Raw genomic sequence first — 16909 nt, 5'->3', positions numbered from 1 at the left:
TAACTAGGCCTTTTTTATTCATCAATTAGCTGTCTCAACCAATATTATTTATAGGTTTCAAATGCTTCTTTTAATCGTGCTAAATGAGCATATACGTAACTGCTTGACATACGATCTTGGTTTAAGAAGTTTTTATCTATATTAATGCTTGAAATTGGGGTTGTTGCGCTACCAAAATCTAGTGCGTTATGTGAATCACCGATACGGGTTTGGACGTTATGGCTCCAGCTGTTAGTACCTTTGACCTGCCAGTTTCCTGCACTCATATCTTTACGTGGCGTCAGAGGAATACTAAACCCTATCCCCACTTTTTCTATGCTTGTATTGCTGTATGAAACTGCAATATTGGCGTCGCCAAACCAGAATTTGGTCTCTAATTTGTAACCGTTATCTTTATTCCAAAATTGCCCTGCAGTTATATGGAATGAGACATCTTTTTCAGCCCATAAATAACGGTATGAATAAATTGAATAATCACGCTTATCGGTGTTGTAATCTTTGTATTCAAAGTAGCCAAGTTTAGCTTTTAATTTATGGCGGCCTTCAGGGCTTTGCCATACAGTTTCATTGGTTAAACCTATAAAGTCAAAATAATCTTGATAAAGACCAAATTGAGTTTGATTATAGATGTTAAATGGGAGAGCAAAGGTTTGATAGACAATTGCTCGTTTTATACCGCTCTTTTGACGCGAGTTTTGAAAAACCTTACCGGGTTCAAAATTTTCAGTATTAGCTACATTTACTTGACCAGTAACATTGATACCTGCACCGTACCATAGTGGCATATGTAAATCTGCTTGTAGTGCTAATGAATGGTCATATACACCAAATTCAGTAGCGTAAGTTGAAGCAAGCGATGGTGTCAAAGATAGCCTAGGTACAAAATAAGGCCTCGAGCTTTGGGTATTTCCGGCCCATTTTACACCTACAGCATTTTTATCACTAAATTGAGTGCTGACTATTAAATCTGGAGTGATATTTTCATCAATAAAGCGACGGTAATTATCTAAATATCCATTGACTTGTAACAGTGGGATATCTTGTTTTGCCAAGCGAACAATAAATTCATTATTACCAGTAGCGAAGCTTTCAGTTATGCGACCTAAAACAAGCCCTAACGCATCAATTTCATTACGATTAAATACTGAGTTTTCAAATTCAACAATGATTTGTTTACTCTCGCTAATACCAACACGGATATTTTCAAAACCATCGTTAATTAAGCTGCTTTTTAGGCTATGAATTTGTTGATTATTATTTTGTGCAGCTGAAACTTCTTGAGTTTGTTTGGTCGCGGTTAATATTTTTACTGGTTCTGTTGATACAGGTCGACTAACAGATTCTTCCGTTAGATTTTTGGGGGCAGCAAGAGTTGCTGTCGTTCGCTGATTTGAACTCTTAGGTAACAGTGTCGCTGTAATCGGTTGAGGTGCTGGTTTTAGATTTTGGTAGTTATCTTGTGCTTCATCACTGAGGGGCATGCTAATATTGACACCCCAATAAGTATCATCATTAGCAAGTTCTGTATTTGAGTAAAAGCGGCTATTAAATGAAACCGTAGCAATATCGTAAAGCCACTCTTTTGGTAATGTAATGCGAGCGCCTAAATTAAATGCTTCTGCATCATGCTCAGCGAGTACTGAAAGCCAGTTGAACGGTTGATATTCAACAGCAGCAAACGCGCCGTCTAACTGTTCTGTAAGTGTTTCTGATACGCCAACACCAGCACTAAATCGAAAATCCCACAATTGCTTAGATGCAACAGCATAAAAGGCCTCATAGTTATTGGCAGCCCCTCCAATATCCTTAGCACCGACAGCGACACTAAACCAATCTTTTGGAATAAATGGAATTTGGTATTTGGCATTGAATGATAAATCACGGATTTGCCCATCGCTGCTCGCTCTGAATAAATTATCATGCATACTTGATGAAGTGACGCGACCACTTACTTCTAAACCCTCAAATAGTCCTGCAGAAAAAGTAAAATTATGACCATCGGTGTACTTACCTCTAATTTCCAGCTGGTTACTATAACCTATATCGATATCACCTTTGTCGATTACAGCAGCTGAAGGGGTATGAAAAATACCGGTAAAGCCGTTATAAGCAATGCCGTGAGTAAGAGTATCATTGGCAATTGATGTTGAGCTGACAGTGAGAGCGCAAACCGTCGCTAAAGTTGTTTTTTTATTTATCACGTTGTTAACCAAAATAGATTAAGAGTTGGGTTTTAAATCCTTAAAACCAGTCAGTGTATTTAATGTAGCAAGAAAACCTGTAAACAAAAAGTAATTGAGTTTTCAGTATACAAAAGCCGCGCAAGGTGCGCGGCTTTTTAAAGTACAATTAATTCTTTCCAGCAATTAACTACCGCCGGTAGTACCTGTGCCTGTACCTGTTACATCTCTAAGAGTACAATTGTCACGAACTATATTTTGCGGCTCAGCAGTGCCGTCTGGTGTGATAGTGAAAGTTTGTGGAGCAATATTACCGCCAGTTGGTGTCACATTTACAGTGTAAGTAGCTGTATCAGCCTTTACAAGGTTATTCATCAAATAAGCACCATCTGCGTTTTCATTAGCTGAAGTACTTACTTTTCCTGCTAAAGAATATGTAACCAAAGCTCCCGTTAAAGGTAACTGGGTGGTAGTATCTGTAGCATTTGAACAAGAGTAAGTTAATCTGAACTCTTCATTAACAACCTCAGCCTCATTAGCTAGAGTTGCAGTGATTTCACCACAAATATTGACGTTTTCTTTAAATGCCCATTCATTGTCATTGTTATCAAATACATAAAAGTCACCTTTGGCATCAGCAGCAAAACCAAGTTGCGCTGCAATACTTTGAGGAATCAATGTTTGTGTTGACGGTGTTATATGGCGTACAAAAAAGTTGCTTTGAGTATCTATACCAACAAATAAACCACTTTCTGGAACTGCCGCTCCAGTAAATTTAACAGATACGGCTGAAGAACACGCCTGTTTAGTTTCAGTCAGCAGATGTGTTGATAAATGATTAATTTTGTATGTAGCAGGGAAGTTTACAGTGCCTTCCGCACCAACAGTTGCACTTACATCACTTTCATTTTTCCAAATACGAGTTTCTTCGTCGTATGTTGAAACACCGAAAGTATCACCTGCTTTAACTTTAGTACCATCTTTTTTTACAAAGTCTTTAGGTAATGTGGCTTTTACAGTGATGTCTTCAGAGAAGTTTTTGATCTTCGTATCGCCGGAACTCATCGAGATTTTTACAACTGCAGCAGCAGACAATACATCAGTAGTACTATTTGTATTTAGTCCTTCAGGTATTAACTGTGCTGCAGATATTTTACCATCCTCAGCATTCAAAGGTGCAGTAACTACTTTCATAGTGACATTATCACCTGTGATAACATTGCCTTCAGCATCTTGTAATTCAACATCTTTAGAAACATCTACTCTAGCACTGCCATCAGTAGTTTCAACAAATAGGTCATTAACAAGCTTACCAGCATCAGCTGCAACATCTGTTTTTTGTGCTGTTATGGCATTAGCTTCACTCGCTAACGGAATTAAAGCCTGAAGTGCAACACTTTTCTCGCTAGTATCTATAGTTACCGCTTTAGTAACATAGCCTTCAGCTGAAACAAGGAGAGTAGCTTCATCTCGAGTGTCAGGAACATTGAACGCGAAATTACCATCTTGCGCATCAAGTTCAGTAATGCTTGCGCCACTAATATCAACAATATCAGTTTCAATAAATGTGACTTTGGCATCTACAACATCACCGGTAGCAATATCAACAACATTAGCATTGATATAGAATTTTAGAGCACTAGGAGTGTCAGCGTCCGGTGTAGTTGCTGATGGTTTCTCTGGCTCCTTCACGTAATCATTGTTGTCGTTATCGCCAAAACAACCACTTAAAGTTGCTGTAAGACCAAGTGCAAGAGCTAGCTTGGTGAGCTTGAATTTATTATTTCCCATAATCGTTACCTTTCTTTCCTTTCTCTTTAAAGTAAACAGACTTAATTGCAGTTCTATAAATGTACCAAAGAGCGCACCAGATTAGGCTTGCACCTATAATACAATAATTAGTTCATCAAGGATAAGCGCACATTATATATACGTCAAGTGAACATTATATATACTTTTATTAATTAAATAAGAAAATTGTTACCCTGTTATGTAATAAATCTCTTATTTAATTTTTACGGATTTAGCGCAGCTTCGTTATTAGCTTACTATGCTAAAGTAGTAGGCTGCGGTTGTAAATGTAAATAGTTGCATTTTAAGCAGTTAAACGTTGTTTTTTTCGGCTGAATTTTAATGAGAGCCAACTTCATAGCTGCGAAAAACTATCCACGTAATCGCTAAGTTTATCTAAATCAACCGCTTTGAGTCCATCATTTGAGCGTGCAACTAAACCTCTTTCAACCAGTTCCGATACTACGCGGCGATAGGCTCGCTCTGTGGTGGCAAAACGCTCAGCTTCAGCATTTACCGTTGGGTATGCGCGCAGCAGGGTTGGGTTATTATTTTCGGCACGTAATAAACAGTCTTTGGCGATATTGTAACCCAATGGCAACAATAGTTTATCTAAATTAATTTTTTGGTTTTCTTGAAACTTAGCGGCAATAGTTTGTGCTGTGTATAAGCTCAGCTCTGGCTTTTCAAGTAACAGGGCACGCCAGTGCTTTAGTTCTATTAGGTTGTAGCTAACGTCACTGAAGCAGGTGACTGTATAAATGCAGGGGTTATTGTTTAGCGCTTCAATTTCACCAATTAAGGTGTTGTTGCAATCAAGTTGGCCCAGCAGTAAGCGGCGGCCATTACCGACATCATAACTAAACGATACGGTGCCGCTTCTGACTAACACTAATTTTGTAAGAGGTTGATCTTGGTGGATCAGTACTTCTTTTTTAGATTGTTGATAACGGCTGCCAGCAAAGGTTAGTAGCTGGTCGACGAGATAACTAGAAAAATGATATTGAAACATCAACAATGCCCTTCGGACAATTGTCCTATTTATTACACCTTAATGACGTTAGCATTAAGATTCTAAGAATTTACGCTAACTTACTAGCTTAGTTAACTCGGTTAATTAAGCTTAATACCTGATATCCCGTGTAATGATTATTAAAGTGTGCTTTTAGCAGCTTTGGGTTTTTAGTAAGTTAGCTTTTTTATACTATTGCTATATTGTGGAATAACTTTGCCTAAACTACAACATTTGCAATGCTAACCTAAAGTACCGGAGAGAACAAATGAGTTGGGAATATTTGGGGTATTTTGCCTCAGCTTTACTTATTGCCTCTTTAACTATGAGTGATGTGAGCAAACTTCGTTGGTTTAATCTTGCCGGTTGTATTGCTTTCACAGCCTACGGTATTGCGATTGCTGCATGGCCTGTGGCTATCACCAATGGTTTGCTAATCTTCGTAAATATTTATCATTTAATTAAGCTCAAACGTCAACAACAAAAAGCGCAATAATAGCGTGGTTTATTGAGCCTTACTCTGGTTATCAATTTGCGCTTTTTGGTAGCGTAATTCACCGCCAATCCATGTTTGATTTACGACAATGGTAAAAATTTCTTGTACTGGCACTTTAAAATAGTCTTTGTCGATTAAAATAAAGTCAGCCCACTTTCCTTGCTCTAAACTACCTAATTTAAATTCTTGATGTGCGGCATACGCAGCACCTAACGTGAATGCTCTGAGTGCATCTTCTCTGCTCAGTGCTTCAGTGACTCGCCAGCCATTAGCGGGTAATTGATTGTGATCTTGGCGAGTAATTGCTGAATACAAACCGTCAAAGGGGTTGGCCAGTTCAACTGGATAATCTGAGCCTGCAGCTACTACTGAGCCTTGCTTTAAAAACGTTTGCCATGCATATGCACCTTGTAATTGTGTATCGCTAAGGCGCTGCTCTGCCATATGCATATCAGAAGTTGCATGCACCGGTTGCATTGATGGAATGATTTTAAGTGCTTTGAAGCGAGGAATATCTGCTGGATCAACTATCTGTGCGTGCTCTATACGGTTACGTAGTAAAATCCCGCCGGTTTTTTTAAATACATTTTGATAGGCATCTAACACAATATGATTTGCTTTATCACCGATGGCATGGGTATTGGCGCTAAAACCATGGTTAAAGCTCAATGTGTACAGCTGCTCTAATTTTTGTTGAGTTTCGAGCATTAAACCTTGGTGATTCTTTCTATCTGCATAATCGGCCAGTAGTGCGGCGCCACGGCTTCCTAACGCACCATCAGCATATATTTTTACACTACGAATAGACATGAAATCGTTAAGATCTTTATAGCGACCGGCTCTGAGCATATCTTCAAGGGACGGATCTGTTGCACTTAGCATTGCAACAATGCGCAGCGGTAAGGTGTCTTGTTCAGCTCTTTGCTTGTAAACTTGCCATGTTTGTTTATCAATCCCAGCATCGTGGGTTGAGGTTATACCTAAGCTGAGCAGATGTTGACCAGCTTGATTTAAGGCATTATTTACGTCTTGATCAGATGGCGTAGGAATATGTGCAGTAATTAAACTTTCGGCTTTATCGACAAAAATACCGCTAGGTTGACCTGCATGGTTGCGAATAATTTCACCACCTGCTGGTGACTGTACTGTGGGTGTTAATTTGGCTAACTCCATCGCTTTGCTATTAACCCAAATCGCGTGGCTATCGACACGAGAAAGCACCACCGGAACATCTTTGACAACTTTATCTAAGTCAGCAGCAGTAGGAAATTGTTTATTAGGCCACAGTTCTTGATTCCAACCGCGGCCAATAATCCAGCCCTGGTTATTTTTAGCAAATACAGCAAGCTTTTTTTGTATTTCTGCAATCGACGTACTGCCACGTAAATCGAGTTGCGCTAAATTATTACCAAGTCCTATCACATGACCGTGGGCGTCAATTAAACCAGGTAATAAGGTTTGTTGCTCGGCATCAAATACTGCTGCATTAGGGAAACTCGCTTTTAGTTTATCGTCTCCTACTTTTACTACTTTGCCATCTTTAATAACCAGTGTAGAAAATTGCTGTAATTGGCCACTGTAAGTTGGAGTGTAACCGTTAGCATTGTAGATCACCGTGGTATCAGCTAGCACAGGTAAGGATAAAGTGATTAAACAGGCGAGTAAGCATTTCATTGTTAGAATTCTTTTTCTGCTTTTGTTAGTTAAACAGTAACAGAGAATACTGAGTCTGCAAATTAAATATAATAAATTATTTATCGTTGTGCATTTCAACTATGCTGATGAATTAGCTATTCATTTATTTGCATATAGAGTAAATTCAGACAGTGATAATCTACCATCTTTATCGCTGTCATAGTTTTTAAAACGAGACCACAGGGCAGGATCTTTTGCTGACTCTGAACGCGTGATAAGACCGTCTTTATCGCGGTCTAAGTTTTTGAATTGTTCTGCTATATTATCAGTTGTTGCAAAACTGCAACAGCTACTGACAAATAACAAACTTAGTCCCAGTTGTGTACAAAATTTCATTGGGGAAACTCGTTAATCTAGATTATTAGTTAAAAAACGCTTAAATTCAGATAGGGAAATTTTATTGTCTTGGTTTTTGTCCCAACGTTTAAAGTTACTCAACAATTGTGGTTGTGGTTCAAGCTCATTATGCGTTAAATAGCCATCTTTATTGCTATCTAAATGATCAAAACGTTGTTTTACATCCAGTGCCATTGCGCTAAAACTAGTGGCTAGCGACACACTTAATATTATTAATATGCTTTTCATTATTTACATCCATCCTACCAACAAAAAGAATAAAGCATTTGCCATAATTTAAATCCCAACATTAAATCCGTTTACACATTCCCTCCGGGATTATGGCAAATACTTTAAAGCCTTTTAAAATTTAAACTTTGCGAACTCTTGCTCAGATAATTGCTCGTCGTTATTATCATCAAGATCAGTAAACTGCTTTAATCGCGTGTTGTTTTGCTTGGCTTCAAACAATGAAATTTGTCCGTCAGAGTCGGTATCTAATTGCGCAAACTTAACGTTTAATTGTGATGCTAAAACAGTGGCGCTAATGACTAAAAACATCAGTGAAAAAGCGGCGATAAGTTGTTTCATAGCAGTGTTTCCTTAGGGGAATTTATTGCAAAAATTGTTTAAACTCAGCAAATGAAATTTGACCATTTTGATCTTTGTCAATTTGCTCAAAACTTTCGTGTAATACCGCATCTTCAGATGCTTCTGCTTCACTCAATGTGCCATTACTGTCTTTATCAAGTTCTGCGAAGGTGGCCTCGACATCAATGGCAAAGCTGTTAAAGCTAAGCAGTAGGCTGATGCATAAGCACAGCGGTGTTAATATTTTCATATTATTTCCTTATAAACAGTCGTTGATACGGATATTACAAGAACGATGCCAATTTTTTTATTGTATAAATATCAGTGGTTTAATGTTTTGGCATGATGATAAGTGGGAAAAAATGACCGGGCAGTGTGTCTTTTTTGCAACAAATTTTAACGGGTATTGATTAAGTTTTTAAAAAACAGTTGGTTAAGTTGTTTCAATTTAGCGTCAGTCGCTTTATATAGCGCTACACAGTTCGCCTTATTCATTATTCTTATTGATTCAGCTAGTGTATAAGTAACACCTTCCATAATCAGACTTTTAACTAAAGGAGTGGCGATAGTGGCCTCATTCGCTAAAAAGTACAGTGCATTACTTAGTTGGCGACCCAATTTAATAGGCCAGTTTTTGTTTAGTACTTTGTTATCGCTGCTGCCATTATCACTGGTAGTAATTGTATTTTTAAATGCGCTGAATAAACAGCTAGCAGTAACTCAACAAATCGTCAGTGAAAATTATCAAATTACCAAGTCATTTAATAATCTTAAGCAAGACCTCAATAGCTTAGAGCGCGCAACGCGACAAAACTGGGTGCTGAAAAGCGAATCACTCGATGAATTGATTGTTGATAAGTGGCAATCATCACTACAAAGCATTGATGAACTAACTTTTATAAGTTCTACAGGGGAGTATATTAAGCAATGGCAGCAACTCGCACAGGTATTGCAATTAGCGCATACTCAACTCGTTACTGAAGGACAACAAGATGCGCAATTGTTTATTCCTGTGAGTGAATTAATTGCGCGTCAAACGGTGTGGCTAAGAGATCAAAATGAGCTGCAAATAACTAAAAATCAGCAACAGTTAAAAGCTTTGCAAAGCTCATTTATCAATTGGTTAATAGCACTTATCCCATTAACTTTACTAGTAGGTGGTGGTTTTTTATGGCGTATAAGTGGTCGCTTAAAAGGATTAACGTCGGTTATTGATAAGCTTGGGCAAGGTCATTGGCAACAAAAAATAGCTGTACAAGGCTCTGCTGAGTTGGTTGAACTAGGAAATAAATTACAATGGGTGCAAGAGCAGTTGCATCAATTAGAGCAACAAAAAGATACTTTTTTACGCCATGTTACCCATGAATTGAAAACTCCATTAGCGTCAATGGTTGAGGGCACTGACTTACTTGCCGATGAAATCGTTGGGCCAATTAACAAAGAGCAGCAAGCGGTGTTGGCGTTAATTACCCAGAGCATGGTGCGTTTGCGCGCTATGATCGATAGTTTACTTAGTTACAATGCGATTCGCAGCAGCAAAGAAGACTTAAGTGAGCTGGAATTCTCGCAATTAATAACCAAGATAAACAGCCATTTTGAACATCGTTTAGTGGCGCGTAAGCAAAGCTTATGTTGGCATTGTGAGTTACCCGAGCAACCACTGGAAATTGCTGCAGAGCTTGTTGAAATGATCTTAATTCAGTTGATCTCTAATGGCTTAAAGTTTTCACCAGCAGGACAGGCGGTCAATATTGCTCTGTCATTAGCTGGTCGTACTTTGACTATGAGCGTTAGCGATCAAGGCACCGGTATTAAAGAGCAAGAGAAATCACATATATTCAGTGCCTTTTATCAAGGTAAGAATGCTAAAGATATAACCGCTCAAGGTAGTGGTTTAGGGCTCACCATTGTAAAAGAGTCTGTTGAGCAATTGATGGGTACTTTACACGTTGAGCATAATGAGCCACAAGGCTGTCGTTTTATAATTCAAATCCCAATCATCCCTCCAACCAATAAAAACCAAGGAGTTAATTAGCATGGGCGTGCGTTTAAATGCCATTTTAGTGGTTTGCATTACAACCTTAGGGCTCGCAGGGTGTGAGTTAACTGAGCAGCCAGTAAATAAAAGCAACCCTGAAGCTGAACAAGCGGGTAAGGTGACTACACCACAAGGGGATAGTTTACCAAATCCGAAACCTAGGCCGAAAACCGATCCTATGTATGCACCTGCCGAAACGGTCATTGGTTGGCATGCAAAGTCGTGCGGTGGTTTTCAAGTGGCAGCGAGTAAAACGGTTTATATTGGTGCTAAAGAGCTTCAGAATTATTTTGATTTTAGTTGTAAAAATAATGTATTAGCACCGGAAAAAGTATTAACGCAGCTGCTAAAACTGGATCAAGCTTATTATTGGCCAGATGATATAAAACAGTATTTATGGCTGCAAAAACAACAAATAAAACAGCAGATCAACGCTAAAAAACAGCAGCAAGCGCTGAATAATAAAATGCAAGAAACCCTGTCATCACTGGCAGCCATCGAGCAGCAACTATTACTACGCGAAGAAACTAAGGAGCAGTAATTATGTCAACAGAGCAAAACCAAGGCGCGCGAATTTTACTGGTCGATGATGATGCAAGTTTATTAAAACTATTGGCTATTCGCATAGAATCTAAAGGCTATCAAGTGACTACCTGCGAAAGTGGTATTGCTGCGCTACAGTTATTAAAAAATTATGTGTTTGATGCTGTGGTTACAGACTTACGCATGGATGAAATGGATGGTATGGCATTACACCGTCAGTTACAAAATCGCTACCCAGCGCTGCCAGTGTTGATGATGACAGCTCATGGGTCTATTCCTGATGCTGTTGAAGCGACGAAGCAAGGTATTTTTGCCTTTATTACTAAACCGGTAGATAAAGATGAGTTATTTGATAGTTTAGCAAAAGCGATTGAAATTCATGGTCTCAGTGCCGATGAAAGCGCATCAAACAGTAATATCGTGACCCGCAGTGGTGCTATGCTGCATTTACTTGAGCAAGTTAAATTACTAGGTCCGACTCAGGTCAATGTGCTGATCTCGGGGGCCAGTGGTACAGGTAAAGAGTTACTAGCTAATGCTATTCATCAACATAGCCATGTTAGTGAAGGTCCGTTTGTCGCAATAAACTGTGGTGCGGTACCGGGGGAATTACTCGAATCAGAACTATTCGGTCACAAAAAAGGGGCTTTTACGGGCGCGATTAAAGACCACCAAGGGTTATTTCAGCAAGCGCAAGGCGGTACTTTATTTTTAGATGAAATCGGTGATATGCCACTTAATTTACAAGTTAAGTTACTGCGCGTATTACAAGAAAAAACTATTCGCCCTGTGGGCTTTGAAGAAGAAATTCCAATTGATGTGCGGATTGTATCAGCAACTCATAAAAACTTGCCTGATGCGATTGCTAATCAGCAATTTCGCGAAGATTTATACTATCGCTTAAATGTTGTGAATCTTAAATTGCCACCACTGTGTGAGCGCAGAGAAGACGTTAGTTTATTAGCGCAGTATTTTAGCGCTACCATTGCTAAACGTATGGATCAAAAAGAAAAGCGTTTCGCCAATGATGCAATGCATGCATTAGTACGTCACGATTGGCCGGGTAATATTCGCCAGTTACAAAATGTAGTAGAGCAGGTTGTCGCACTTACCCCAGGTGAAGTAATATCAGCACAGCTGGTTGAAAGTGCGCTTAATAGTAATACCAACAATGTTGAGCCGCTTTCTCTTAACGATGCTAAAAAAGAATTTGAGCGTGATTATGTGATTAATGCTTTAAAGATGGCTGGCGGTAACGTGGCTGAAGGGGCAAAACTAGCTAAGCGTAATCGCTCAGATTTTTATAAGTTGATCAAAAAACACAACATTGACGTTGATACTATTTGTTAGGAGAGAAAATGCAGTTATTTATGGTGTATTTAGGTGGGCGTATTCAGGGCTGCCATATTGAAATGCATGATGTTCGTTTTGTTGTTGGGGAATCGATTGAACAAACTTACTCAAAATTAAAAGCGCAGTGGGTCGGTGATAAAAGTAGCGTGCACATGGACAGCTATATGGCGGTAAATCACATTGATGGCTTTGCAGTAACCGTGGTTGATGAACCCGTGGCCCAATCGCAGCAGTTATACTTTGTAAATTTAGGAGCGTATCGTGCTGATAGCTTAGCTGAGCAGCATGACTTTGCGTTATATGTAGCAAGTAGTAGCGACGAAGCTAAACAAAGAGCAAAAGAGGATTTACTAGCTGGTTTAAGTCATATTCATAAAGATGACTTACATGATGTAGATGATTGCTTTGCAATTGACTTGCTCGACAGTCAATTACATATCAAGCTAACCCCGAGCGAGCAATCTCAAGCGATTAAGCCCGATTGGTTTGGTTACCATATATTATAAATAATCAAGAGAGTGTGTAGTGCAAGCGTTAGCCGTTATCACTTTGTTCTGCACGCTCTTTGTCTTCACTGTTACTGGCAATTTTAAAAGCGATAATCACTAAGCCAAACATAGCAAAAGGTAACGCAGCAAGCATATACTCGGTAACATTGCTATCTTGGAAGCTGGCTTGTAGTAAAAAATGCCCAGCAATACACAGTAAAATAACAATTAGTAAGATCGGTAATAAAATAAGTTCTTTTTTAGCAGAATGAGTTTTCATTATTAGGCAGTACTTTTACAAGGTGCGCCATTGTAATGAGCAAACCGCTTTTAGGTCAAACAACTAGGCTGATAAATTACTTTTGATTGTGTTATGTCATGTTTTTCAGTATCAGAGTTAGGTTCGCTACTGTTTAACTCATCACTATCTTCATAGCTGTATAAATCAAAAATAAAATCAATTTCTTCACGTTTCAGTATCGCTTGCATATTGCCTCCTATCTTATCAACTTAGTTAAGTAGTAAGCATATGTCTGCGCGACTGAATTGTAAGTGAACATTAACCGTACAAAATGTGTATAAATGTAATCCTTAATTATTATTAATAGGCAGTCGAACGGTAAAAGTCACACCATCAGCTTGTTGATTATTAGCCGCGCTAACTGTGCCTTTATGGTATTCACATACTAAACGTACTATATAAAGCCCTAAACCCAAGTGTGGTTGCTGCTGCAGTTGTTGACTACGTACCGACACCATTGAATCAAAAATATGCTCTGTTAATCCCTCGGGTAAAAGTGGACCTAGATTACTGACACATAACAGGGCTTCATTATCATGTTGATCAAGGCTGACACTTATAGCGCTATCTTCAACACTAAACTCTAAGGCATTATTGATTAGTTTATCTAGCAACTGAGCAATAAACTCAGGCGCGCCGCTAAGTAGTAATGGTTGCGGACAAATATTAAGGCTAAATTGTTGCTTTGCATAGGTTAGCTGGTAGCCTTGCATACAACCATTGATCACATTTCGCAAATCAAATGGTTCAGCTTCAGCGCTTTGAATACTTTGCTCAAGGCGAGTTGCTTCGCTCATGGTGGTGATTATTTTACCTAAACGCTCGACCCCTTCACTGGCACGATCAAGGTATTTTTGGCTCAGCTCACTTTGTGGCTGCATTTGTAAGTTTTCAAGGGAACTACGTACGACCGCAACGGGTGTTCTGAGTTCGTGAGATAATCGTGACGACATGGTTTCTAAATAGTTAGTGTAACCACCTAAGCGACTTACAATATTTGCAAAACTGCGAGATAAATCGCCAATTTCATCGTTTGAATCGCTGTAATTAATAGTGCCAGTTACTCGCCCTTGAGCATCAATGGCTTGCTCTGCGGTATCTCTTAAGCGACGAATACGACTGGATATCCTTGATGCAAAAAAGAATAACGTTACTGTGCCTATTAGCATCACTGCTAAAATCACATTAAATAGTTTCTCTAACGATTTGTTGCGTAATGTGCGAACACCATTGGTAGTCTCTTCGGCCACTACAGCACCAATGACCTTATCTTGGATCCAAATAGGATATGCGGCTGATAAAATAACCGCTTTGTTATCTGGAGTGAGTCGCCAAGACGATGCTGGTGTGCCACTGAGTGCTTTACCTATATGTGTGCCTTGCATTGCTGCGACATCGTGCAATGTATCTAAAAATTCATTTTCAGGGCGGGTAAGTACTTTATAGTAAAGTGGATGTAAGTAGTTTTTCTCAAATCGTTGCCACCAGGTTTTTGCTGGCTGGTCGTTAAGCCCATCAGCCCAAACGCCGTCGGCATGATGAATTGATCCCGACTGCGCTAACACGCGGTGATGATTATCAACCACCCAAATTCGGCTGCCGCTGTGACCCATACCTTTTAATATACGATTTATTTCAGGGGAGGGCACCAGCACTGAGCCAATATCATTGGGGTTTTGTAAGTTTGAAGTCGACATAGTCTGTTGCTCAGGCTTGCCTTGATCCCAATCTTCAATTGCAAAGCCGAGCTTATTGCCAAGCATCGTTAGCGGAAACCGCAACTCTATGTTGTAGCCAGTCTCTGTACTGACAAAATAGCCTTGAATTTTTGTTATTGGGGTTTTGCTTTGTGCGTCAAATGCGTTGATCCAGCCATCTTGGCGAGCGGTAACAATATAGTGCTTAAATTCTCCTTGTGGGGTTTTTAACATGATCTGTAAGTGATCATTACGGGTTAAACTTAGGGTGTTTTTAGCGCGATAAACCACCGAGTCATCGGTAACTTTAAATACTGCATATAAAAAGTTTTCATATTTACCAACCATATGCTCAAACGATAAGTCCTCAAGCTGATGGTCTGGTTTATTAGTTTGTAAATAGCGCTCGTCGTAATGCCAAAAAAGACTTTGATAAGGCTGCCAGTCCGACAGTTTGCCATCAAGTTGAATGGGGTTACTAAGGTTATAGGCGTAGAGATCACGGCCTTTTATAACCTGATCTAAAAAATTGGTTTGCGAGTCAAATAATGCTGGGCGCTCATGCAGGGCCGTGGCGAGTGCTCGAGTAGTGCCGACTAAGGTTTTTTCTTGACCTTGGCGCAGAAATTTTTCCATTTCCCACACGTATTCATAGCCAAGCCAAGGCAGTAAAAATAAAAAACACGACAGCAATATAAATTTACTGCGCAAACCAAAACGCAGCATTACACTTGCTCCCAGCGATAACCCATACCGTACACGGTATCTATACAATCAAAGTCAGTATCTAAAGCGATAAATTTTTTGCGAATACGTTTAACATGAGAAGTGATAGTGCTGTCATCAACGTAAATCTTTGCATCACTCATTAGTTCGTTACGGCTTTTTACATGCCCAGGGCGCTGTGCCAGTGAATGCAGCATCCAAAATTCAGTTACGGTTAAATCGACTATTTGCTGCTGCCAAAATACTTGCATGCGTTTAGTATCAAGCGTGAGCGGGCCGCGATTGAGTAAAGCATTTTGATCAGCGGGTTGCTCGAGTGCTTCCATACGTCGAAACAGTGCACCGATACGAGCCGCCAAATGCGCCATGCTGATATCTTTAGTGAGATAGTCATCAGCGCCCATGCGTAGGCCACACACTGTATCTATTTCGCTGTCGCGGGCGGTTAAAAAAATAATCGGCAAGGTTTTAGAAAGCGAACGCAGAGTTTGGCATAGTAAGAAACCGCCATCAATTTCATGACCTAAACCAATATCGACAATCGCTAAGTCTGGTAGTGCGTCATTAAAAGCATGCTCTGCACTTTGACGGTTGCTATAGCCGCTGACCAGATAACCCTGCGCGCTGAGCATTTCCATGTAATTTTCGCGGATCGCGGGTTCGTCTTCAATAATTGCAATCTTCTTCATTTACAGCACCTTCTTATATTCTAGTTGCACTATACCTAATTTTTTTGCTTTCGCACTGGCGAAAAAGCAATTGCCTTTTTTTTGCCACAATTGCTCAGCAGTTTGCCTTTTTTGCTCCCCTTTGTTGCCACTTGAGCTTGCTTTAATGGCGTTATACCAAATCGGGCAGCTACCAACCCATGAGTTGCCAACTATTAAGTAATTAAGCAAAAAAGGATTACACCATGAAAAAAATGATTATCGCTTGCACTGTCGCTACTATTTTTGCAGCACCTAACTTAGCCCACGCTGACACAGTTGCAGTTAAAGCAAAAGAAACTCATAAAGAAACGGTGATAGGTTTAAGTACGGGGGCAATTGTTGGCGGTATTGTTGGCGGCCCAATTGGTGCCTTTGTTGGTGCATTTGCCGGAGGCTTGATTGGCGAGCAAGAAGTGGCAGAAGATAAAATTGCCGAGCAACAACGAGCTTTAGTTGTGCTGCAAGATAAAACCGATGATTACCAGCATGTACTTGCTCAAAATACGCAAATGAGTGAGCAGCTCGATAAGCTTGAGAGTAATAACGAACGCCTTGCATTAGCCAAAATGCACAACCTAATGGCAATGACCATTCAATTTAAAACCGGTTCAAGTGAGATTGCCCCGCACTTTGCCAACCAACTTGATCAACTAGTGAATTTACTTCAAAGCCAGCCAGACTTGCAGCTGGATTTAAATGGCTTTGCCGATCAACGTGGTGATGAGCTCGCTAACTTAGCGCTTTCAAAACAGCGAGTCGCAAATGTACAAAGCTACTTAATAAAGCAAGGTATTAGCCATACCCGCTTAACGACTACCGCATTTGGTGAGCAACAAACTGTGGCAGATAGCGATAATTATGAAGAAAACATGTTTGACCGCCGTGTAACGTTAACAACTCGTCCAAGCACGCAGCCGTATAACCAAACCGCGAGTAACTAATCGCCATTTTG

Annotated in this window: 18 protein-coding genes; 6 read left to right on the top strand and 12 right to left on the bottom strand. The window is 39.8% G+C overall.

Annotation, left to right across the window (positions count from 1 at the left end; genetic code table 11):
* Window positions 1–44: 44 nt before the first annotated feature.
* The 3 genes from PVK79_RS19950 to PVK79_RS19940 all read right to left on the bottom strand — a co-directional run bounded on the left by PVK79_RS19950 (window position 45) and on the right by PVK79_RS19940 (window position 4983).
* Window positions 45–2201, bottom strand: a complete 2157-nt coding sequence (locus PVK79_RS19950; protein ID WP_257324073.1) for a YjbH domain-containing protein — start codon at window positions 2199–2201, stop codon at window positions 45–47.
* A 165-nt stretch (window positions 2202–2366) separates the two neighbouring features.
* Window positions 2367–3971, bottom strand: a complete 1605-nt coding sequence (locus tag PVK79_RS19945) for a hypothetical protein (protein WP_257324072.1) — start codon at window positions 3969–3971, stop codon at window positions 2367–2369.
* 355 nt (window positions 3972–4326) lie between these two features.
* Complete coding sequence (locus tag PVK79_RS19940; RefSeq protein ID WP_145235393.1) at window positions 4327–4983, bottom strand: Crp/Fnr family transcriptional regulator; 657 nt, start codon at window positions 4981–4983, stop codon at window positions 4327–4329.
* A 268-nt stretch (window positions 4984–5251) separates the two neighbouring features.
* On the opposite strand from PVK79_RS19940, the gene PVK79_RS19935 reads away from it, so the two are divergent.
* Window positions 5252–5479 carry a YgjV family protein gene (locus PVK79_RS19935; RefSeq protein ID WP_257324071.1) on the top strand — a complete coding sequence of 76 codons (228 nt, stop codon included), beginning with the start codon at window positions 5252–5254 and terminating at the stop codon, window positions 5477–5479.
* A 9-nt stretch (window positions 5480–5488) separates the two neighbouring features.
* Here the strand turns inward: PVK79_RS19935 and PVK79_RS19930 are convergent, their stop codons facing one another.
* The 5 genes from PVK79_RS19930 to PVK79_RS19910 all read right to left on the bottom strand — a co-directional run bounded on the left by PVK79_RS19930 (window position 5489) and on the right by PVK79_RS19910 (window position 8351).
* Entirely contained in the window at window positions 5489–7153 is a 1665-nt protein-coding gene (locus tag PVK79_RS19930) for an amidohydrolase (RefSeq protein ID WP_257324070.1), read from the bottom strand.
* Window positions 7154–7273: 120 nt separating this feature from the next.
* Window positions 7274–7510, bottom strand: a complete 237-nt coding sequence (locus tag PVK79_RS19925; RefSeq protein WP_149982107.1) for an EF-hand domain-containing protein — start codon at window positions 7508–7510, stop codon at window positions 7274–7276.
* Between the two features lie 12 nt (window positions 7511–7522).
* Window positions 7523–7759, bottom strand: coding sequence for an EF-hand domain-containing protein (locus PVK79_RS19920; RefSeq protein WP_149982106.1), 237 nt, complete (start codon window positions 7757–7759; stop codon window positions 7523–7525).
* 114 nt (window positions 7760–7873) lie between these two features.
* The gene (locus PVK79_RS19915; protein ID WP_257324069.1) at window positions 7874–8101 is read right to left on the bottom strand and encodes an EF-hand domain-containing protein; all 228 of its coding nucleotides are present in this window, start codon (window positions 8099–8101) and stop codon (window positions 7874–7876) included.
* Window positions 8102–8123: 22 nt separating this feature from the next.
* Complete coding sequence (locus PVK79_RS19910) at window positions 8124–8351, bottom strand: EF-hand domain-containing protein (protein ID WP_145235406.1); 228 nt, start codon at window positions 8349–8351, stop codon at window positions 8124–8126.
* A gap of 315 nt (window positions 8352–8666) precedes the next feature.
* Here PVK79_RS19910 and PVK79_RS19905 point away from each other — a divergent pair, with 315 nt between their 5' ends.
* Genes PVK79_RS19905 through PVK79_RS19890 form a run of 4 tightly spaced genes read left to right on the top strand, consistent with a single transcriptional unit; the run spans window position 8667 to window position 12541 of the window.
* On the top strand, window positions 8667–10136 hold the full coding sequence (locus tag PVK79_RS19905) for a sensor histidine kinase (protein WP_182731803.1): 1470 nt from the start codon (window positions 8667–8669) through the stop codon (window positions 10134–10136).
* Between the two features lies 1 nt (window position 10137).
* The gene (locus PVK79_RS19900) at window positions 10138–10680 is read left to right on the top strand and encodes a hypothetical protein (protein ID WP_145235408.1); all 543 of its coding nucleotides are present in this window, start codon (window positions 10138–10140) and stop codon (window positions 10678–10680) included.
* A gap of 2 nt (window positions 10681–10682) precedes the next feature.
* Window positions 10683–12032 (top strand): sigma 54-interacting transcriptional regulator, encoded by a 1350-nt coding sequence (locus tag PVK79_RS19895; RefSeq protein WP_257324068.1) that lies wholly within the window; start codon window positions 10683–10685, stop codon window positions 12030–12032.
* A gap of 8 nt (window positions 12033–12040) precedes the next feature.
* Window positions 12041–12541, top strand: coding sequence for a DUF1543 domain-containing protein (locus PVK79_RS19890; RefSeq protein WP_145235413.1), 501 nt, complete (start codon window positions 12041–12043; stop codon window positions 12539–12541).
* Between the two features lie 28 nt (window positions 12542–12569).
* On the opposite strand, the gene PVK79_RS19885 is transcribed toward PVK79_RS19890, so the two are convergent.
* From PVK79_RS19885 to pdsR, 4 genes are all read right to left on the bottom strand, one after another.
* Window positions 12570–12803 carry a hypothetical protein gene (locus PVK79_RS19885; protein WP_145235415.1) on the bottom strand — a complete coding sequence of 78 codons (234 nt, stop codon included), beginning with the start codon at window positions 12801–12803 and terminating at the stop codon, window positions 12570–12572.
* A 50-nt stretch (window positions 12804–12853) separates the two neighbouring features.
* Entirely contained in the window at window positions 12854–13012 is a 159-nt protein-coding gene (locus PVK79_RS19880) for a hypothetical protein (protein ID WP_179959192.1), read from the bottom strand.
* Window positions 13013–13114: 102 nt separating this feature from the next.
* Complete coding sequence (gene pdsS, locus PVK79_RS19875; protein WP_257324067.1) at window positions 13115–15247, bottom strand: proteobacterial dedicated sortase system histidine kinase; 2133 nt, start codon at window positions 15245–15247, stop codon at window positions 13115–13117.
* Window positions 15247–15936, bottom strand: a complete 690-nt coding sequence (gene pdsR, locus PVK79_RS19870) for a proteobacterial dedicated sortase system response regulator (RefSeq protein WP_145235419.1) — start codon at window positions 15934–15936, stop codon at window positions 15247–15249. Before pdsR ends, pdsS begins: the two co-directional genes overlap by 1 nt.
* Window positions 15937–16160: 224 nt before the next feature.
* On the opposite strand from pdsR, the gene pdsO reads away from it, so the two are divergent.
* Window positions 16161–16898, top strand: a complete 738-nt coding sequence (gene pdsO, locus PVK79_RS19865) for a sortase-associated OmpA-like protein PdsO (protein ID WP_257324066.1) — start codon at window positions 16161–16163, stop codon at window positions 16896–16898.
* Window positions 16899–16909: the final 11 nt, after the last annotated feature.

This window comes from Pseudoalteromonas rhizosphaerae (assembly GCF_028885455.1).
GTDB classification, from domain to species: Bacteria; Pseudomonadota; Gammaproteobacteria; order Enterobacterales; family Alteromonadaceae; genus Pseudoalteromonas; species Pseudoalteromonas rhizosphaerae.
Note: the sequence above shows the minus strand (reverse complement) of the source record. Positions and strands in the feature narration are given on the sequence as shown.